At 43.8% G+C, this 18,494-nt stretch carries 18 protein-coding genes and 1 pseudogene; 8 read left to right on the top strand and 11 right to left on the bottom strand.

The genetic code is table 11. The features are described from left to right. Positions 1-106 precede the first annotated feature (106 nt). On the bottom strand, positions 107-571 hold the full coding sequence (gene rnhA / locus IQO02_RS05945; RefSeq protein WP_010436543.1) for a ribonuclease HI: 465 nt from the start codon (positions 569-571) through the stop codon (positions 107-109). 56 nt (positions 572-627) lie between these two features. On the opposite strand from rnhA, the gene dnaQ reads away from it, so the two are divergent. Both dnaQ and IQO02_RS05935 read left to right on the top strand, forming a co-directional pair. Beyond that, a complete protein-coding gene (gene dnaQ / locus IQO02_RS05940; protein WP_010436546.1) occupies positions 628-1,395 on the top strand; it encodes a DNA polymerase III subunit epsilon in 768 nt (255 codons plus the stop codon). Between the two features lie 9 nt (positions 1,396-1,404). Then, on the top strand, positions 1,405-2,652 hold the full coding sequence (locus tag IQO02_RS05935) for a TIGR03503 family protein (RefSeq protein ID WP_016791319.1): 1,248 nt from the start codon (positions 1,405-1,407) through the stop codon (positions 2,650-2,652). Between the two features lie 197 nt (positions 2,653-2,849). Here IQO02_RS05935 and fadE read toward each other — a convergent pair whose 3' ends face one another. Beyond that, on the bottom strand, positions 2,850-5,315 hold the full coding sequence (fadE, locus tag IQO02_RS05930) for an acyl-CoA dehydrogenase FadE (protein WP_029189427.1): 2,466 nt from the start codon (positions 5,313-5,315) through the stop codon (positions 2,850-2,852). Between the two features lie 330 nt (positions 5,316-5,645). On the opposite strand from fadE, the gene lpcA reads away from it, so the two are divergent. Together lpcA and IQO02_RS05920 are read left to right on the top strand one after the other, a co-directional pair. Continuing rightward, on the top strand, positions 5,646-6,221 hold the full coding sequence (gene lpcA / locus IQO02_RS05925) for a D-sedoheptulose 7-phosphate isomerase (RefSeq protein WP_008222941.1): 576 nt from the start codon (positions 5,646-5,648) through the stop codon (positions 6,219-6,221). 64 nt (positions 6,222-6,285) lie between these two features. Continuing rightward, positions 6,286-7,131, top strand: a complete 846-nt coding sequence (locus IQO02_RS05920) for a class II glutamine amidotransferase (RefSeq protein WP_010436557.1) — start codon at positions 6,286-6,288, stop codon at positions 7,129-7,131. A gap of 100 nt (positions 7,132-7,231) precedes the next feature. Here the strand turns inward: IQO02_RS05920 and purN are convergent, their stop codons facing one another. Continuing rightward, positions 7,232-7,906 carry a phosphoribosylglycinamide formyltransferase gene (gene purN, locus IQO02_RS05915; protein WP_010436560.1) on the bottom strand — a complete coding sequence of 225 codons (675 nt, stop codon included), beginning with the start codon at positions 7,904-7,906 and terminating at the stop codon, positions 7,232-7,234. 132 nt (positions 7,907-8,038) lie between these two features. Continuing rightward, positions 8,039-9,079: a phosphoribosylformylglycinamidine cyclo-ligase gene (purM, locus tag IQO02_RS05910; RefSeq protein WP_010436562.1), complete on the bottom strand. Its 1,041-nt coding sequence runs from the start codon at positions 9,077-9,079 to the stop codon at positions 8,039-8,041. Positions 9,080-9,248: 169 nt separating this feature from the next. Here purM and upp point away from each other — a divergent pair, with 169 nt between their 5' ends. After that, entirely contained in the window at positions 9,249-9,875 is a 627-nt protein-coding gene (upp, locus tag IQO02_RS05905) for a uracil phosphoribosyltransferase (RefSeq protein ID WP_102282768.1), read from the top strand. Positions 9,876-10,016: 141 nt separating this feature from the next. On the opposite strand, the gene IQO02_RS05900 is transcribed toward upp, so the two are convergent. Then, entirely contained in the window at positions 10,017-11,255 is a 1,239-nt protein-coding gene (locus IQO02_RS05900) for a uracil-xanthine permease family protein (RefSeq protein ID WP_010436565.1), read from the bottom strand. 277 nt (positions 11,256-11,532) lie between these two features. Between IQO02_RS05900 and IQO02_RS05895 the strand changes: the two genes are divergently transcribed. Then, positions 11,533-12,798, top strand: coding sequence for a DUF2066 domain-containing protein (locus IQO02_RS05895; protein ID WP_010436567.1), 1,266 nt, complete (start codon positions 11,533-11,535; stop codon positions 12,796-12,798). 130 nt (positions 12,799-12,928) lie between these two features. Here IQO02_RS05895 and IQO02_RS05890 read toward each other — a convergent pair whose 3' ends face one another. The 4 genes from IQO02_RS05890 to IQO02_RS05875 form a co-directional block, all read right to left on the bottom strand. Next, positions 12,929-13,366, bottom strand: a complete 438-nt coding sequence (locus IQO02_RS05890; protein WP_016767573.1) for a DUF2069 domain-containing protein — start codon at positions 13,364-13,366, stop codon at positions 12,929-12,931. After that, positions 13,363-13,956 carry an NAD(P)H:quinone oxidoreductase gene (gene wrbA / locus IQO02_RS05885; RefSeq protein ID WP_010436572.1) on the bottom strand — a complete coding sequence of 198 codons (594 nt, stop codon included), beginning with the start codon at positions 13,954-13,956 and terminating at the stop codon, positions 13,363-13,365. Before wrbA ends, IQO02_RS05890 begins: the two co-directional genes overlap by 4 nt. Positions 13,957-13,962: 6 nt before the next feature. Next, on the bottom strand, positions 13,963-14,313 hold the full coding sequence (arsC, locus tag IQO02_RS05880) for an arsenate reductase (glutaredoxin) (protein WP_010436575.1): 351 nt from the start codon (positions 14,311-14,313) through the stop codon (positions 13,963-13,965). Between the two features lie 120 nt (positions 14,314-14,433). After that, positions 14,434-15,888 carry a tetratricopeptide repeat protein gene (locus tag IQO02_RS05875; RefSeq protein ID WP_016767572.1) on the bottom strand — a complete coding sequence of 485 codons (1,455 nt, stop codon included), beginning with the start codon at positions 15,886-15,888 and terminating at the stop codon, positions 14,434-14,436. Positions 15,889-16,067: 179 nt separating this feature from the next. On the opposite strand from IQO02_RS05875, the gene IQO02_RS05870 reads away from it, so the two are divergent. Together IQO02_RS05870 and IQO02_RS05865 are read left to right on the top strand one after the other, a co-directional pair. After that, positions 16,068-16,307: a sulfurtransferase TusA family protein gene (locus IQO02_RS05870; protein WP_010436581.1), complete on the top strand. Its 240-nt coding sequence runs from the start codon at positions 16,068-16,070 to the stop codon at positions 16,305-16,307. Further along, the gene (locus IQO02_RS05865) at positions 16,300-17,376 is read left to right on the top strand and encodes an AI-2E family transporter (RefSeq protein ID WP_010436584.1); all 1,077 of its coding nucleotides are present in this window, start codon (positions 16,300-16,302) and stop codon (positions 17,374-17,376) included. Before IQO02_RS05870 ends, IQO02_RS05865 begins: the two co-directional genes overlap by 8 nt. A 104-nt stretch (positions 17,377-17,480) precedes the next feature. Here IQO02_RS05865 and IQO02_RS05860 read toward each other — a convergent pair. Both IQO02_RS05860 and IQO02_RS05855 read right to left on the bottom strand, forming a co-directional pair. Continuing rightward, positions 17,481-17,618: pseudogene (locus tag IQO02_RS05860) on the bottom strand (thioredoxin-dependent thiol peroxidase); the annotation flags it as partial. Positions 17,619-17,970: 352 nt separating this feature from the next. Beyond that, positions 17,971-18,450, bottom strand: coding sequence for a hypothetical protein (locus tag IQO02_RS05855; protein WP_016792120.1), 480 nt, complete (start codon positions 18,448-18,450; stop codon positions 17,971-17,973). Between the last annotated feature and the right edge of the window lie 44 nt (positions 18,451-18,494).

The following is an 18,494-nucleotide window of genomic DNA, read 5'->3' as shown; positions in this document are numbered from 1 at the left end:
TTCATCTATTCATTGGGCTAAGAAATTATCAATTTCTTTAATAAGTTATCAATCAGTTCGAGAAACTATCTTGGTTCAAATGTTACATCGAATTGAACCAAGATAATTAGCTTGGTTGATAACCAGTATCCTCTTGAGTTGGATTCTCAGCCGCAGTTCGCGCTAGGTCATCACACATTTCGTTTTCTCTGTGTCCCGCATGTCCTTTTACCCAGCGCCAATCAACGGTGTGACGAGCAGTTTCTTTATCAAGCCTTTGCCAAAGATCGGCGTTTTTAACAGGTTTCTTATCAGCTGTTTTCCAATCTCGCTTTTTCCAGTTGTGAATCCACTGTGTGATACCTTGGCGTACGTATTGGCTATCGGTGGTCAAAATCACAGAGCAAGGCTCTTTGAGGGTTTGGAGAGCAACAACAGCGGCGAGCATTTCCATACGGTTATTGGTTGTTAGCGTGAAGCCTTCTGCTAGTGTCTTTTCGACTTTTTTGTAGCGAAGTACGATACCATAGCCACCCGGACCAGGGTTACCTAAACAAGAACCATCAGTGAAAATTTCAACTTGTTTCGTCATGATTTGATACTATTACCTCAAGCACATTATCGGCATAGTCTGACACAGTTATCCTTATGAATACCAGTAGCACTCCAGAACAAAGCACGAACGAAAAAAACAGTTCGAACGAAAATAAGCGCATTGTTGTACTCGATACCGAAACCACAGGTATGAATACAGAAGGTGGTCCTCACTATATGGGCCACCGCATCGTTGAAATTGGTGCAGTAGAGATCATCAACCGTAGGTTGACCGGGCGTCATTTCCACGTGTACATCAAGCCCGATCGTGCGATTCAAGAAGAGGCGATTGGCGTTCATGGTATTACCGATGAATTCTTGATTGATAAGCCTGAATACCAAGATATACATAAAGAGTTTCTCGACTTTATCAAAGGTGCGGAGCTGGTGGCTCATAATGCGCCCTTCGATACGGGTTTTATGGACTATGAGTTTGAGAAGCTTAATCCTGCGATAGGTAAAACGGATGACTACTGCAAAGTCACCGATACCTTGGCAATGGCGAAGAAGATATTCCCAGGTAAAAGAAACAACCTAGATATCTTATGTGACCGTTACGGTATTGATAACTCGCACCGTACTCTCCACGGCGCATTGCTCGATGCGGAGATCCTAGCCGACGTCTACTTATTGATGACGGGTGGGCAAACTTCGCTACAATTTAACGCTGGCCAACAAGAAGGCGAAGCCGAAAGTATACGAAGAGTAGAAAGTGGTCGAAAATCCCTAAAGGTTTTACGAGCTACGGCCGATGAAGTAGAAGCGCATCAAAATCGTTTAGACCTCGTCGAGAAAAGCGGAAGCTGCCTTTGGCGTCAGTAGGGAGAAAGTATGTTAAGGGTATTGGCTACCGGTTACTTATTGCTGTTAAGCTTTAGCTTACATGCCGCAACGGAATCCGTAATGAGTTTATTGGATAACCGTTTTCGCGTTGATCCCAGTATTGAACAAGTCACCTTTGTGATTTATCGAGCCGATAACTCTAAACCCGTCGTTTTGGTTCGCCCTGATGGCAAGAAATACTACTCTTGGCGCAATGCTGATAACGTCCGTTGGTACGAAGAATCATCTATGGACATTGTCTCTATTGATAAGCCAATGCCAGGCCCTTGGCAAGCGATAGGTAAAGTCTCACCTAAGAACAACATTAAACTATTGTCTCATTTGGTTTTGGATGCCAACGAATTTCCAAATAAGTTGTATCAAACCGAACACATCAAGTTCACCGCTCGTTTGACCTCAGATGGTAAGCCTCTAGTACTGCGCGATTTCCTTGATCGCGTGAAACTTAAAGTCACCTTTACTAAATTTGTCGAAAATGAAGATTCTCTAGTCAGAGAGGCGCGCCCGGTCCCTGTTGTGATGGGAGAGTTTGCCGACGACGGTACAGGTTTAGACGAAAAAGCCGGAGATGGCGTATTCACAGTATCGTTACCTATTGATATTGAACCGGGTAAATACCGAGCTCGTATAACCTCTGGCAATGGCGTGTTTTTGCGAGCGCAAGAACAAGAAGTACTCGTGTATCCAACCCCCATTACCACTACTTTTATCCAGTCTCGCAAAGAGGGTTTACCTCATACTATCGTTGTGTCCGGCGAGCAAGGCATGATCGCGCCCAGCTCTTTGGCGGTTCATGTTGAGCACAAGGCTCCTGATGAGTTTGTTATGTACAGACAAGGCCAAGCTATGGTTGATGCAATGAAAGTGTCTCTAGAGGTACCTTACGCTGGTGAACTGGGTATTTATAACTGGTCGGGGATGGTTTATGCCACTGATGCTTCAAGCCAGCGTCCGCTGATTTTCCCAATTACTGAGCAATCGTACAGCGTTGTTGAAGATATCGATTTAGCGGAGTCACGACGCCTTCAAGCAGAAGCGCTTGAGGAGCAAAAGCGTATCGCAGCAGAATTAATGATACTTCAGAAGCGAGAAGATGACAGGCAACGTAGTATGATCATTATAGCTGTGGGCAATGTGATCGCGATTCTATTGGGTTTGTTGGTTTGGTTTGTGGTTCGAAAGGTGAAAGTGAAGAAAAAGGCTCAACCAGAAATGCAGTTAAAGGCACCTAAGTAAGCTTACAAGCTATATGGTCTTTGTAAGTATGAGCATTGGCATATAAATCATTGGTGTAAGGCCGATTTGCGTTGGTATTGTAAAGAATCATAGTCGTTATTAAAAAAACGGGACTCATAAGAGTCCCGTTTTTTATTGCTTGTTTGCTTCAGCTACCCGTTCGATTTTAATGTCTCGTTTAGTCTTGGTTATCGATGCTAGGCAACGTTCTCAATTGATTGATCTGGGTACTGTGATTTTGAAGCAAGCTTTTCTGGAGAGAAATCGTCAACGTTAATTGTATACAGTCTGTGTTCCTCTGCACTGACAAGCAACGCAGCTTCTTTCTCCGTTAAGATGCCTTTCTCAAGCCCTAATTGAGCGACAAGGTCTAGTCGTAAGAAAGCGCGTTTTTGATGCGTTTCTTTACAAACTTTATCGAACAGTGGCTCAGCTTGAAGAATCACTTCGAGTGCTTTCTCAATCTTACCTACTGGGTTATGTTCAGTTGCTTCTAAGTATTGACCACGGCCGATACGTGAACGTGTTTCGCTCGGCGTTTGAATAATATGCGCTACTTGGCTATCCAGCTTGTCGTTTGGTGCGCGACGAATACGGCCAAATGGCATCAATACAACGCGAAGTAAACGACCAATCACAGGGCTAGGGAAGTTTGCTAAAAACTCATCAATAGCAATTTCTGTCTGTCTTAGGCTGTCTTGCATACCCCAATGTACTAGCGGTAGATCTTCAGCGTGGCTGCCTTCGCTTTCAAAGCGTTTCAGTGTTGCTGAACCTAAGTAGAGTTGGCTCAGGATATCCCCCAGTCTTGCTGATAGGCGTTCTCTGCGTTTCAATGAACCCCCTAAAACGGCCATTGAGATGTCAGAAAGTAGCGCTAGGTTGGCACTGTAGCGGTTAAGCTGTTGGTAGTAGCGCTGTGTCTGTTTATCTGTTTTATTTAATGGTGTTGGTGCATCTGAACCACGACCATCGGTTAAACCAAACCACAAGCTGCGGACTAGGTTGCTCATAGTAAAGCTAACGTGCCCTGCTAACGCTGAATCAAACTTATCAAGCGCATCGCTGCTTTCAGAATAAGCGGCTTCCATTTCGTTAAGTACGTAAGGGTGACAACGAATCGCCCCTTGGCCGTAGATGATCATTGAACGAGTCAGGATGTTTGCACCTTCAACTGTTATGGCGATAGGCGAACCTTGGTAGCCACGTGCTAAGAAGTTGGATGGACCTAAACAAATACCCTTACCGCCGACGATATCCATCGCATCAATGATGCTTCGTTGGCCACGGTGGGTACAATGATACTTAACGATTGCAGAGATAACCGAAGGCTTTTCGCCAAGGTCGATACCTGCGACGGTTAGGTTACTTGCCGCATCCATTACATAGGCGTTTCCTGCTAGACGTGCCAGTGGTTCTTCAACCCCTTCCATACGGCCGATAGGTTGCTTGAATTGACGACGAATGCGAGCGTAAGCGCCTGTAGCTAATGCCGCAGATTTAATGCCACCTGTCGAGTTTGAAGGCAGTGTGATACCACGGCCAACCGACAAACACTCAACCAGCATACGCCAGCCTTGACCTGCCATTTTCTGACCACCAATGATGAAGTCGATAGGCACAAAAAGGTCGTCGCCTTGCGTTGGGCCATTTTGGAACGGAACGTTAAGCGGAAAGTGACGGTTGCCAATCTCAACGCCTTTTAAATCCGTTGGAATCAACGCACAAGTAATACCAAGATCTTGTTTATCTCCAAGCAGACCATCAGGGTCACGTAGTTTAAAGGCTAACCCTAAAACGGTTGCGACAGGAGCAAGAGTGATATAACGCTTGTTCCATGTTAAACGCATTCCAAGTACTTCTTCGCCTTGCCAATCTCCTTTACATACAATGCCGTAATCAGGGATTGAACCGGCATCTGAACCAGCTTCTGGGCTAGTTAGGGCAAAACACGGGATCTCTTTACCTTCTGCCAAACGTGGGAGGTAGTGGTTTTTTTGTGCTTCTGTACCGTAGTGTTGCAATAGTTCACCGGGGCCTAATGAGTTAGGTACGCCTACGGTTGATGACAATACACTAGACACGCCGGTTAGCTTTTGTAGAACCAAGGATTGAGCGTAAGCTGAGAATTCTAAACCGCCGTATTTTTTCTTGATGATCATGGCGAAGAATTTATGGTCCTTCAGGTATTGCCATACTTCTGACGGTAAATCAGCAAGTTCATGTGTCACTTGGTAATCATTGACCATTTCACACACGTCATTAACCGGGCCATCTAAAAATGCTTGTTCAGCTTCAGAGAGTTTTGGATCGGCGATGTTTTGTAGTTTTTTCCATTCAGGCTTGCCTTTGAATAGCTCTGCTTCCCACCATACAGTGCCTGCTTCTAGAGCCTCTTTTTCTGTCTGAGACATTGCTGGTAGAACTTTCTTAAATAGAGAAAGCGCCTTTTGGCTTACTAGGGTTTGACGAATAGTCGGTACAGCAAAAATCGCTACTGCTAATAGGTAACAAAGCCAGCCAGTAATCGCGACGCCGTCAAACAGTGTGAGTGCTATCATCGCGCAGGTTAGTACAACTAATGCACGCACAAGACTAACTCTATGGTAAAGACAGACGCCTAAGATGACGGTCATGCCGAGTAGGGAGAGCAATATGTTCATGATCGATTTCCTTTTCAGAGATCACTTATTGTTATTAAGTTTTAGGTAAGAGGTCTAACCAGTTAAGTGTAAACAAAATATTAAATATTTGTAAAACTCTAAATTGGATAAAAAGCGATCTGAATAGAGTTAAAATTCTAATTGTGAGAGGTTGGTGGTGAATATTTGGGCGGATCGACAGTGACTGGTTAATAAAGGTGGCAATCTTTGGGCTTAAGTGTCGACACTATTTCATGTTTGTGGGTAAACTCAGTGATATAAAGAGGGGGAACCCCTCAATTCTCGTTTCGCGCAAGTTAAACTGCGCCAAAAAAATAAGAGATAAGCCTTATGTACCAAGACCTAATCAAAAGTGAATTGAACGAAGCTGCTGACGTTCTTAACAAGTTCTTGAGCGATGACCACAACATCGCTCAAATTGAAGCGGCTGCAAAACTGATTGCCGACTCATTCAAACAAGAAGGCAAAGTGCTTTCTTGTGGTAACGGTGGCTCACACTGTGATGCCATGCACTTCGCGGAAGAGCTTACTGGTCGATACCGTGAGAACCGCCCAGGTTATGCTGGTATTGCGATTTCAGATCCTAGCCATTTATCTTGCGTGAGTAATGATTTTGGTTACGACCACGTATTTTCTCGCTATGTAGAAGCGGTAGGCCGTAAAGGTGATGTGCTGTTTGGTTTGTCGACTTCTGGCAACTCTGGCAACATTTTAAAAGCGATTGAAGCTGCTCAAGCGAAAGGCATGAAAACCATCGCCCTAACAGGTAAAGATGGCGGTAAAATGGCAGGTTGTGCAGACATCGAAATCCGAGTTCCACATTTTGGTTACGCAGATCGCATTCAAGAAATTCACATTAAGATTATTCATATTGTGATTCAACTTGTTGAAAAAGAAATGGAATAGTCGTTTACAGAGATTTAAAGCACAGCTTAGGCTCTGCTGGTTTTAATAGGGAGTAGATTAAACCATGTGTGAATTGCTCGGTATGAGCGCGAATGTGCCAACTGATATTTGTTTTAGTTTTACTGGTCTGATGCAGCGTGGAGGTAACACAGGTCCACACCGTGATGGATGGGGTATCACTTTTTATGAGGGAAAGGGTTTTCGTACTTTTAAAGATCCTAACCCTAGCTGTGAATCTAAGATCGCAGAGTTGGTTCAAAACTACCCAATTAAAAGCCAGGCTGTTGTCAGTCATATTCGTCAAGCCAACCGTGGTGGGGTTAATCTTGAAAATACTCACCCTTTTACCCGCGAACTTTGGGGAAGATACTGGACTTTTGCGCACAATGGTCAGTTAACAGACTACGATGATCTTATCAGTGGTCGTTTCAGACCGGTAGGTGAGACGGACAGTGAGCTCTCTTTTTGTTGGTTATTAAAACAGCTCGAGGATCGCTTTCCTGAACCGCCTCAAGACATGGAAGGCATGTTTCGCTTTGTTGCTGAGTGTTGTGACCAGTTACGAGATAAAGGTGTCTTCAACATGTTGTTGAGTGATGGTGAGTATGTGATGACGTACTGTACCAATCATTTGTACTGGATAACAAGACGCGCGCCTTTTGGCAACGCGAGCTTAATTGATGAAGACGTTGAGATTAACTTCCAAGAAGAGACCACGCCGAACGATATAGTTACCGTAGTGGCAACTCAACCTCTTACATGCAATGAGGAGTGGTTTAGAATGAAGCCTGGCGAATATGCGCTGTTTCATTTTGGTGAGCTGATAGGTAACAACCATCAAGCGTTAGAAGATGTTGCTTACGCACCTAAAAAAGTTGCGAGCCAAGCACCGACTGAGCCATTGAGCTAAAACCTCCGGGTAGTATTATTTGCTCTGAACAAAAGAGAGGCCGCTTACTGAACCAAAAGATCAGTAAGCGGCCTTTTTATTTGATTTAGTTTTTGACGAACTACTCTTCTGCGTAACCGTGCTTGCCCAATGCTATACCGTCTAAGATTGCTTGCCCGTTTACCATTAATAAACGATCTTCAGCGAACCATTTGCAGACCATCGGATAAATACAGTGCTCTTGGGTGAGGACTCGGCTTGCTAACATGTCAGCATCATCGTCTTCAAAAACTGGTACCTTAGCTTGTAAGATCACAGGTCCGCCATCGAGTTCTTCTGTTACAAAGTGAACACTTGTACCGTGCTCTTTATCTTGCGCATCAATAGCGCGCTGATGGGTGTGTAAGCCGGGGTATTTAGGAAGTAGAGAAGGGTGGATGTTGATCATTTTCCCTGCGTAATGGCGAACAAACTCTGAACTTAGAATACGCATGTAGCCCGCGAGCACGATCAAATCGGGTTGGTAAGCATCGATTTGAACCATCAATTCATGATCAAACTCTTCGCGTGAACCAAAGTTTTTTGGATTAACAGAATGTGCGTTAACACCTGCGGCCTTTGCTCGCTCTAACCCAAAAGCCTCTGCTTTGTTTGAGAACACAGCTTTAACAGAAGCATCAATCATATTGTTATCGCAGGCATCTAAAATTGCCTGTAAGTTACTTCCGCTTCCTGAAACTAAAACAACGATGTTTTTCTTAGAGTGACTGGTTTTATTTGAGTGATTATTTTTCATAGAGTGGGTCATACGATTAGTTAACAGGACTGTTTACAATTTACCTACATAAACTAAGGTTTTCTGCGGGCCAAATAGCAAAATGAGGACCATTAGGTCCTCATTGATTAACTAAATAAGTGAATACATCACTTATTTGATTTCTACTTGCTCTTCACCAGCTTCAGCGTTTGCGATCTCACCGATAACCCAAGCGTTTTCGCCTTCAGCTTTCAGTAGTTCAACAGCTGCTTCAGCTTGATCTTTAGGTAGAGCCACAACTAGGCCTACACCACAGTTGAAAGTGCGGTACATTTCAAATGTTTCCACGTTACCTTTCTCTTGTAGCCAATTGAAGATAGCAGGCCATTCCCAGCTCTTGCCATCAATCACTGCTTTAGTGCCTTCAGGAAGTACGCGTGGGATATTTTCCCAAAAACCACCGCCTGTGATGTGCGAGATAGCATGAATGTCATGCTCAGCAATCATCTTAAGCGCTGACTTAATGTAAATCTTAGTTGGTTCTAGTAGGTGCTCACCGATTGTGCGGCCTTCTAGTTCTTCACTCTTATCAGCACCAGAAACTTCTAGAACTTTACGAATTAGAGAATAACCGTTTGAGTGTGGACCACTTGAGCCAACAGCAATAAGTGCGTCGCCTGCTGCTACTTTAGTGCCATCTATGATGTCAGCTTTTTCTACAACACCAACACAGAAGCCAGCTACGTCATAGTCGTCACCTTCGTACATACCTGGCATTTCAGCTGTTTCACCACCGATTAGTGCACAACCAGCTTGAACACAGCCTTCAGCAATACCAGAAACAACGTCTGCAGCTGTATCTACATCTAGCTTACCTGTTGCGTAGTAGTCTAAGAAGAATAACGGCTCACCACCTTGAACGATTAGGTCGTTCACACACATTGCCACTAGGTCGATACCAATGGTGTCGTGTTTTTTCAGATCCAAAGCAAGGCGAAGTTTAGTACCAACACCATCAGTACCTGAAACCAGTACTGGCTCTTTGTATTTCGTTGGAAGTTCACATAGGGCGCCAAAGCCACCAATACCGCCCATCACTTCAGGGCGACGAGTGCGTTTAACTGCACCTTTAATACGGTCTACTAGTGCATTACCTGCGTCGATATCAACACCAGCGTCTTTGTAGCTTAGAGAAGAAGTATTACCACTCACGGGATAGTCCTCGAACTTAAGTTGGATGTGAAAACGGCGCTATTCTAACAGGGCTTGATTACGAAGAGCAAACGTTTGCGCGGTTTTTTTTATTAGAATAAAGATTCTGAAATAACCACACAGTTCGTGTATAATCTACAGGTTTGTTTAAATATTGCCGGAGTTGGAAATGAAAGTTGTTGAAGTGAAACACCCGCTAGTAAAACATAAAATTGGCCTGATGCGTGAAGGTGAGGTTAGCACTAAGCGTTTTCGCGAGCTAGCAACAGAAGTGGGTAGCCTTCTAACGTATGAAGCGACATCTGATTTCGAAACTGAGCGAGTAACCATTAATGGTTGGAATGGCCCAGTAGAAGTTGACCAAATCAAGGGTAAGAAAGTAACAGTAGTACCAATCCTACGTGCTGGTTTAGGTATGATGGATGGTGTACTTGAGCACATGCCAAGTGCTCGTATTAGTGTAGTTGGTATCTACCGTGATGAAGAAACACTAGAACCTGTACCGTACTTCAACAAGTTAGCATCTAACATTGATGAGCGTATTGCTCTAGTTGTTGATCCAATGTTAGCGACTGGCGGTTCTATGATTGCAACTCTTGATCTACTAAAAGAGCAAGGCTGTAAAGTCTTTAAAGTGCTTGTCCTTGTTGCTGCACCTGAAGGTATCGCGGCTCTAGAAAAAGCGCACCCAGATGTTGAGCTTTACACAGCTGCAATCGATGAGAAGCTAAACGACAAGGGCTACATTGTTCCTGGTCTTGGCGATGCTGGTGATAAAATCTTCGGTACTAAGTAATTCGGTTTCAGCTTAAGTGACTCAAACCGTTTCTTAACTCGCTGAATTAGCCGTATTAATAAAAGAGGGAGAGCATTCGATGCTCTCCCTTTTTTGATCTTGTTGGTTTGTGATTCTTTTGAATCTAGCACTACCGATGGATTAATCGATTTGAGCTTTGTCTACCACAGTATTATCACCTAGCTCTTCTGGAAGTACTAGGTTAAGTAGAATCGCCACGATACCGCACAAGCTTACGCCTTGTAGGCTGAAGTCACCAATACCAAAGGCCATACCGCCAATACCAAAGACTAAAGTAATACCCACAATCACAAGGTTACGTGATTTATGCAGGTCAACGTTGTTCTTGATGAGTGTGTTAAGGCCCACTGTTGCGATAGAGCCAAACAGTAGAATCATGATGCCACCCATTACAGGAACCGGAATCGTTTGAAGTAGTGCGCCTAGCTTACCAACCAATGCAAGAACGATAGCAGTAACAGCAGCCCAAGTCATGATCACTGGGTTGAATGCTTTCGTCAGCATTACTGCACCTGTTACTTCACTGTAGGTTGTGTTTGGCGGAGCGCCCAGCATAGAAGCTGCGATTGTAGCCACGCCGTCGCCTGTGATAGTACGGTGTAAACCTGGCTTTTTAAGGTAGTCTTTACCGGTTACGTTAGAGATAGCAAGCATGTCCCCTACGTGCTCTACGGCTGGTGCGATAGCAACAAACACCATAAAGAAGATAGCGTTGATGTTAAATTCTGGTGCTGTGAAGTTAGGTAGTGCTAACCAAGCTGCTTGAGTGACAGGGGTAAAATCAACGACTCCGTATACTAAGCTCGTTACATAACCCGCTACAATACCACCAAAGATAGGCAGTAGTTTAAGGAAGCCTTTCGAGAAAACACTGATGACAATCGTCACTAGTAGTGAAATAGAAGAGATCCATAATGCTGCATCAGCATCGATAAGTTGCACAGCACCATCACCGGTTTTGCCTAACGCCATGTTTACTGCAACGGGTGCAAGACCTAAGCCGATCACCATGATTACAGGGCCAACCACGACTGGTGGAAGTAGTTTATGGATGAAAGCAACACCTCGAACTTTAATCAATGCGCCCATTAAGACATACACAACACCCGCAGCCATTAGGCCGCCCATTGTTGCGCCAATGCCCCAAGTTTGAATACCAAACATGATAGGTGCGATGAATGCAAAAGAAGATGCTAAGAAGATTGGCACTGAGCGGCGTGTAATCAGTTGGAATAAAAGAGTACCGATACCCGCGCCAAAGAGTGCAACGTTAGGATCAAGCCCAGTTAGTAGCGGCACTAATACAAGTGCACCAAAAGCTACAAACAGCATTTGCGCACCTTGCAAAGCATTTTTCATGTGAAGTCCTTAAATTGGTCGTTATATGAAAAGTGGAAAATAAAATTCGCAGGATTCTATCACTTAGCAATCGATTGCTATACCAAATAGATCAAATTTATTTATCTTAGTGATGTTTGTTGCTATCAAAATAAGAAGAAATACAGTTTACAAGTGAACGATTTATCATGGTCAGGTGATATTTTGTGGTTATTAAACACAGTGGGCGCTATCGACCTTGCCCCCCAATCCATAGTTGCTTATCATCTAGGCACAAGATTTGAATATTAGGATCAGTATGCGCTACATAGCATTTTTGTTAATGGCACTATTAGCCTCTCCGAGTTATGCATTAACTCAAGTAGATATTTTTAGTGCTGAAGTTGCGATTAACGCTGAAAACAAGCAGCCAGAACAAGTGGCAAGAAATACCGGTATGGAGCAGGTATTGATACGTGCGACTGGCCAAACTGATGTTGCATCGAACGAAACCATTCAAAAGGCGATGCGTAAGAGTTCGCAGTACATGTCTCAAATGAGTTTTGGCGAGAGCAATGACCAATCAACATTGCGCATGCGTTTTAACGGTGCTCAAATCCGTTCTCTATTGACCCAAGCGCAGTTACCGTACTGGCCTGATACTCGTTCAAACATTCTTGTTTGGCTCGTAGAAGAAGACAACTACGACAAAAATATTGTGTGGGAACACTCCAACTCACAATTAGCGGCAGGTTTACAAGCTAACGCAAAAGAGCGCGGCTTGCCTCTAACGCTACCTGTGGGTGACTTTGATGATATTACAGGTATTGCGACTTCTGATTTGTGGGGCAGCTTTGTTACGCCAATCAGTAAAGCGAGTCAGCGTTACCCTGTTGATGCTGTGTTGGTGATTAAGGCTCAATCTTCAGGTTTACGTTGGACTCTGTACGATCAAAAGCCGAGTCAATTGACGAGCGCACCAACATCGCCAGTGAGCGGTTCAGTGTCGGGTAACAGCGCTACGACTTCTAAGAAGCTAGTCGACCAAATCAGCAACTACTACGCAGGTAAAAGTGCGGTTACCGTAGCCAGTGAATCTTCGGAATCAATATTAACGCAGTTTATTAGCTTGAATAACGCGCAGGATTTCTTCCAACTGGAGAACGCACTTAAGCGTCTAAATTCAGTTGCAAGTTTAGATATCCTCAAGATTCAAAACAACGAAGTGACGTTCCGAATTCACTTATTGTCGACTCAACAAGAGTTTGAGCAAGAAGTGGAAAGCATTCGCCAAGTCGCAAAGGTTGAAGAATCTTACATTGAACCTGAAGTGAGCCCTGAATTTGAAACGCAAGACAACGCCATGTCTGTAGGCGATGATTCAGCAGCTATTACTGATACGACCCTGAACGATGGCGCAGAAGCGACGGTTAACGAAGCAGACCCAAGTGTTCAAGTCATCAAAGGTAGTAAGTTATCAGCTAAAGCGGATGCTGAGCTAACGAATACGTCTGGCTCGGAAGAGCTAACAGTTGTTGCGCCAGTACATGCTAAGCCAAGTCTAGTATACGAATGGGTTCGCTAGTAATGGTCTACTGACATTGCGGATTGAAATGCATTCATGAAAAAGCCCTGCAAGAGAAATCTCGCAGGGCTTTTTGTTTGTTTATTGTTGCTTTTTCTACTTGTACTAGCTAAAGGTAACCGAACCTAAGTTATTGCTCGAACTTAGCTTTCTCTTTCTTTTCTACTTCAGAAAGACGCTTGAGCTTGATGCCCAACTCTTTTGCTCTAAAACGAGTAAATAAGATATTACCCGCGAACCCTAAGGTAGTCAGGAGTAGTTCTACAGCCGCTAATAATCGCTCACCACCGTCTATATACAAAATAGTTAATGCGTGTAGGAAGTAGAGCATTAAGACGAAATTCGCCCAAGCATGCGTATAAGGTTTGCCTGCTAGAATGCCTGGTAATGGCAGTAACAGTGGTATAGCCCAAGCAATCGCAAGCGTTATATTACTTAGATGAGGGTGCGGCGAAAGTGTCATCTGCCAAGCGACTACCCAGAATAAAAGTGACAAGTTACCCGTTAGCGCAAGGTAGCGAAATAACTTGGTTTTGGGAGACATAGCCTTCTCTGGCATATACATCATTGAGAAATTCCCTTCTGGTTTATGGCGATACGTGCTAAGCGTTTGCCTAGGTTCTGCGCCAACTCAATCTCTTCTTTGCTTAAAGAAGCGCTCTCTCCAGTACTGCTTGCACCGTAAGGTGTGCCGCCGGTTTGAGTGGTGTGTAGTACTGGCTCTGAGTAGGGGATACCCACTAATAACATGCCATGATGAAGCAGAGGCAACATCATGCTTTGCTGTGTCGTCTCTTGACCCCCATGCAGTGATGAAGATGAGGTAAATACGCAACCAGGTTTGTCTATAAGATCGCCATTGATCCATAGTGATGTTGTGCTATCCCAAAAGTGCTTCATTGGCCCAGCCATATTGCCAAACCATACTGGACTACCTAGTGCTAAACCATCGCAAGAACGGAGATCTTGCAAGGTCGCAATAGGATCTGTTGGTTGATAGCGCGAATCAGGCTGCTCTTCTACTGTGTACACGTCGTTCACCGTTCTTAGCATCGCTTCGCAGTTCGGGATGGATTCAACCCCTCGTGCAATCTGTCTTGCTAGAGCTTGAGTATTGCCGTGGCGACTGTAGTAGAGAACAAGGATGTTGATGCTCATATTGGCTTACAAAATCTCTAATACTTGTTCTGGTGGACGACCAATCTTTGCTTTGTTGTTCGCGACAACCACAGGGCGCTCAAACAGTTTTGGATTCTTGGCCATTGCAGAGAAAAGCTCCTCATCAGTCACTGATGTATCAGCCAAGTTTGCTTGTTTGTAGTCAGTTTCTTTGGTGCGCATCATTTCGCGAACACTGTCAAAACCCAGTTGAGTGAAAAGTACTTTCAGCTGCTCGACAGTTAAAGGCGTGTCTAGATACTTGATAACTTCTGGTTGTATACCGTTAGCTTCAAGCAGTTCGAGAGTTTGACGGCTCTTTGAGCAACGTGGATTATGATAAATCACGACAGACATGGTTCTTCCTCATTATTATTTTTGGTTTGATTTTCAGGAGAAGCCATTCGAGTGGCTTCTTCACTGTATCCGTTGAGCTTTCGTTTTCGTTTTGCGTTTACTTGCAGCGAGTTGAGCGATTTACTGTAGCGATAAGAAACGTTCACGCTGAATCATTAATTGGTCAATTCGAGCATCGTAACGCGCTTGTTTTAGGCTACCGAGTTCTGCGATTTGGCTTGCTTGCGTATAGTACTGAATCGCTTTGTTCCAGTTAGCTTGCAATGCCAAAATCTCTGCACGAGCGGCAAGGTCTTCATCGCTGTTACCTAGGTTAATGTTTACCTTTGAAAGCAGATGCCAGCCATTGGTGTCGTTCGGGTTGTCATGCGTGTAACGCTGTAATACGCGAACGGCTTCTTGAAGTTCTTCATTTTCAATTAGCGCATTGGCGTAGTTAATGGTCAGTACTGAGTTATTCGGTTGACGAACCAGTGCTGACTTGAGTTCTTTAATCGCAATTTCAGGCTTTTTTTGCTCGATATGCAGATCTGAAATCGCATCTAAATAAAATAGGTTTGTTGGATCGCTGTTGATGAGCTTGGTTAAAATCGGCGCTGCTTTATCTAATTTGTTAGAATCAAGGTAAACCAGTGCTTGGCCGTATTCTAATGATGGAACCAACGCTTTCGGCGCTTTTTTCAGCTTACGTTCAAACCAATCGAGAGCAGCATCATTATTGATACCCGCGTAGCGTGCAACAATGCGGGATCTTGCTAGATGGTAATCCAACGAAGGCGCCAGTTTTAGTGGTGGATAGCTACGAGCACGAGCTCGTGAATCTGTGATTCGATCTTCTGGCAATGGGTGAGTTAATAGCATTGGTGGTGGTGTACTCGCATAGCGATATTCATCGGCTAAACGGCCAAAGAAACGCGGCATAGCGTTTACATCGAACCCAGCTTTTGCAAGTGTGTTGATGCCAAATCGGTCCGCTTCTTTTTCATTACTACGTGTGTAGTTTATTTGGCTTTGCATGTTGCCTGCAGTTGTTGCTGTTAGAGCTGCAATACCCGCTTCAGGAGCTGCAATTGCCAATAATACCGAGGCTGCAAGTGCTGCGATGGTCGCTGGGGAACGACGAGCTTGATCTTCCATACTACGTGCTAAGTGACGCTGAGTAACGTGCGCGATTTCGTGCGCTAATACTGAAGCTAACTCACTTTCAGATTGTGCATGCAGGAACAGACCTGAATGCAATGCTACATAGCCACCAAAGAAAGCGAACGCGTTAATGTTGCGGTCACGGATCATAAAGAATTGAAAAGGTGTCTTTACATCGTTCGCGTTCGCGACAAGGCGGTGGCCTAGCGTATCAATATATTGATTTAGAACCGGGTCGTTGACGATAGGCTGACTGCTTCTAATGATGCGCATGTAGGCATCACCATAAATTAGTTCTTGATCGATAGTGAGTGTGCCACCAGCCGCGGTGCCAATATCTGGAAGCTCCAAACTGTTGGTGTTTGCCAACGTTGGGGTGCTTAATGTAGCTGCGATGCATAAGCAAGCAATTGAACGAGCGCGTTTAAACATAATTAGTCAGTAATACTCCGTTTCTTCTGACAGTAAGACAAGTGCAATGCAAATTGGTTCTTTATCTGATTTAACCTTTGCCAAGTACGTGCGCTATCATAAAGGAAGATGAATGAATGATGGCGCGTTTTCAAAAACAGATTACAATACGACCCTTATAATAAGCATCGAGCCCAAGAATGACACCTAATATTCTAGATTTACGCCAAGAGCGATGCCCAATGGCGTTATTATTAGCCAAGCGTCACAGTGTAAAGTTAGAAGTAGGCCAATCATTGTCAATTTATGTTTCTGATAACAGCTCGATGAAAGATATTGTTACTTTTTTGTCTAAGCAAGCTTATGTTGTCATGACAGAGGTTTGTTCTAATTACCACCATCTCCTCATCACTAAAAAGGAATCGCAGTCAGATGCTTGAAATGGTCAATCGTTGGTATAAACGACGTTTCTCTGATCCACATGCTGTTAGTTTGGTTGCCATCATTCTATTCGGCTTTATTACGATCTACTTCTTTGGTCATCTCATTGCGCCATTATTGGTTGCTATTGTTTTGGCTTACTTACTTGAGTGGCCCGTTACCCAACTTCAAAGACTTGGTGTGCCAAGAACACCATCGGTGATGTTGGTGATCATGATGTTCTTTAGCCTGATGCTGCTGGCACTGTTTGGTTTAGTACCAACGATTTGGGAGCAAGTGGGCAACCTTATTAATGATATTCCGAGCATGTATGGTAGTTTGCAAAAGTTCATTGCGACGATTCCCGAACGCTACCCTGAATTAGCCAACCTACAGATTGTTGAATCGATCATGTCTAACGCAAAGAACAAAGCGCTAGGTTTCGGTGAAAGCGTAGTGAAAGGTTCTTTAGCATCTCTTGTGAGTTTAGCGACACTAGCGGTTTACTTGATTCTTGTACCGCTTTTGATCTTCTTCTTGCTCAAGGATAAAGAAGAAATGATCAGCATGGCAAGTGGTGTATTACCTAAGAACCGCCGTCTAGCGACTAAGGTTTGGGTAGAGATGAACCAGCAAATCTCAAATTACATTCGCGGTAAAGTGTTAGAAATTCTAATTGTCGGTGGTGTCAGTTACGTAACCTTCGCAATTCTAGATTTACGTTATTCAGCACTGCTAGCGGTCGCAGTCGGTTTTTCGGTTTTGATTCCATATATCGGCGCTGCTGCTGTGACCGTTCCTGTCGCAATTGTTGGCTTGTTCCAATGGGGGCTTGAACCTCAGTTCTACTGGCTGTTACTTGCGTACGGCATCATTCAAGCGCTAGATGGTAACGTGTTGGTTCCGGTTCTGTTCTCTGAAGCAGTGAACCTTCACCCGGTCGCGATCATTGTTGCAGTATTAGTGTTTGGCGGATTATGGGGTTTCTGGGGGGTATTCTTTGCCATACCACTGGCGACCTTAGTGAAAGCGGTTTGGAACGCTCTGCCAAGCCATGCTTTAGAGGATGAGCCTGAGCATCAAAAATAACTGATTTATTATAGAAAAAGGCCGAACATCTATGATGTTCGGCCTTTTTTGCATTCGTTTAATTTGAGTGGGAAACCTAAATAATTAACGCACTCAAATTGACCTTAAGCTTCTTGATTGAAGTAATCTAAAACCACTTCGTGGTGAGTTTTAGTTTTGAACTTATTAAAGACGTGTTCAATCTGACCTTCTTCATCAATGAGGAAGCTAATACGATGTAGGCCATCATAAACCTTGCCCATAGCATACTACCCTTGGAAATTTTTTCAGACTCAATTTCTGACGATTTATAACAAACTCTACCTTTAACAGTGAGTTAGGTTAGTAATTTCTCTTTTTTAACCTCAATTATAGCAGTTGTCATAATTTTTTGTAAATTGGGCTGATTTTGACGCTTTTCCAAGCGCAAACTTGTCATAAAAACTAAGGTGTTGCTATAAGTTGATAGTCATTACGACAGAGTCGCTTGGTGATCACACAACATATACACTTGTCACCAACTCACTTTTGGACAAAACCTTGTTAGACCTGATGCTCTAAAAGGGTTCTGTCAGATTAGGAAAAGTATCTTGAAACCTTAAGTGTTTGTTAGCACTATAGATACCCCTTACCAACATGTTGAAGTGCCGATAGCATATCTAAGACTTCACTAGCGACATAACTGCTTCTGTTTCCTTCAAAACCATAGCGCCACGAGACGAAATGATTATTGTATTTTTCGAAGAACATTGCTGGACTCAACGGGAACGTTAAATCAACAAGATGGCTAGCAATTTTTTCTTTGTATTCTTGCGCTAACCCGTTGAACAAACTAGATAAGTCATGTCCTCGTTTACTACCTTTACTTACGAGCTGCTTATACTGAGTAACAAAATCACGATACTCAGAGGGCTCCTTGAAAACAGTCTTACCATCAAAGGCTTTTAAATATAATTCAAGCGCAAAACTAGCATTTACAATAAAAGGCGCACCACGATATTCCATTGCTTCAGCTTGATGCAAGGTAAGAGCAGCAATATGAAAAGCCTCAGCTTGATAGTAAATACTTGGTTCAACTCGCCTTATTATTTTCATATTAACCTCAATAGAGTACTAACGCCCCAATCAATTGCGCATTC

Origin of the sequence: Vibrio sp. OPT24 (genome assembly GCF_015163545.1) — a bacterium.
Classification (GTDB): Bacteria; Pseudomonadota; Gammaproteobacteria; order Enterobacterales; family Vibrionaceae; genus Vibrio; species Vibrio cyclitrophicus.
This window is presented reverse-complemented; position numbering and strand designations above follow the sequence as displayed.

Excerpts from the sequence above, each read along its gene's own strand:
- rnhA (WP_010436543.1), bottom strand. The coding sequence starts at position 571 with ATGACGAAACAAGTTGAAATTTTCACTGATGGTTCTTGTTTAGGTAAC.
- dnaQ (WP_010436546.1), top strand. The coding sequence starts at position 628 with ATGAATACCAGTAGCACTCCAGAACAAAGCACGAACGAAAAAAACAGT.
- IQO02_RS05935 (WP_016791319.1), top strand. The coding sequence starts at position 1,405 with ATGTTAAGGGTATTGGCTACCGGTTACTTATTGCTGTTAAGCTTTAGC.
- fadE (WP_029189427.1), bottom strand. The coding sequence starts at position 5,315 with ATGAACATATTGCTCTCCCTACTCGGCATGACCGTCATCTTAGGCGTC.
- lpcA (WP_008222941.1), top strand. The coding sequence starts at position 5,646 with ATGTACCAAGACCTAATCAAAAGTGAATTGAACGAAGCTGCTGACGTT.
- IQO02_RS05920 (WP_010436557.1), top strand. The coding sequence starts at position 6,286 with ATGTGTGAATTGCTCGGTATGAGCGCGAATGTGCCAACTGATATTTGT.
- purN (WP_010436560.1), bottom strand. The coding sequence starts at position 7,906 with ATGAAAAATAATCACTCAAATAAAACCAGTCACTCTAAGAAAAACATC.
- upp (WP_102282768.1), top strand. The coding sequence starts at position 9,249 with ATGAAAGTTGTTGAAGTGAAACACCCGCTAGTAAAACATAAAATTGGC.
- IQO02_RS05900 (WP_010436565.1), bottom strand. The coding sequence starts at position 11,255 with ATGAAAAATGCTTTGCAAGGTGCGCAAATGCTGTTTGTAGCTTTTGGT.
- IQO02_RS05895 (WP_010436567.1), top strand. The coding sequence starts at position 11,533 with ATGCGCTACATAGCATTTTTGTTAATGGCACTATTAGCCTCTCCGAGT.
- IQO02_RS05890 (WP_016767573.1), bottom strand. The coding sequence starts at position 13,366 with ATGATGTATATGCCAGAGAAGGCTATGTCTCCCAAAACCAAGTTATTT.
- wrbA (WP_010436572.1), bottom strand. The coding sequence starts at position 13,956 with ATGAGCATCAACATCCTTGTTCTCTACTACAGTCGCCACGGCAATACT.
- arsC (WP_010436575.1), bottom strand. The coding sequence starts at position 14,313 with ATGTCTGTCGTGATTTATCATAATCCACGTTGCTCAAAGAGCCGTCAA.
- IQO02_RS05875 (WP_016767572.1), bottom strand. The coding sequence starts at position 15,888 with ATGTTTAAACGCGCTCGTTCAATTGCTTGCTTATGCATCGCAGCTACA.
- IQO02_RS05870 (WP_010436581.1), top strand. The coding sequence starts at position 16,068 with ATGACACCTAATATTCTAGATTTACGCCAAGAGCGATGCCCAATGGCG.
- IQO02_RS05865 (WP_010436584.1), top strand. The coding sequence starts at position 16,300 with ATGCTTGAAATGGTCAATCGTTGGTATAAACGACGTTTCTCTGATCCA.
- IQO02_RS05855 (WP_016792120.1), bottom strand. The coding sequence starts at position 18,450 with ATGAAAATAATAAGGCGAGTTGAACCAAGTATTTACTATCAAGCTGAG.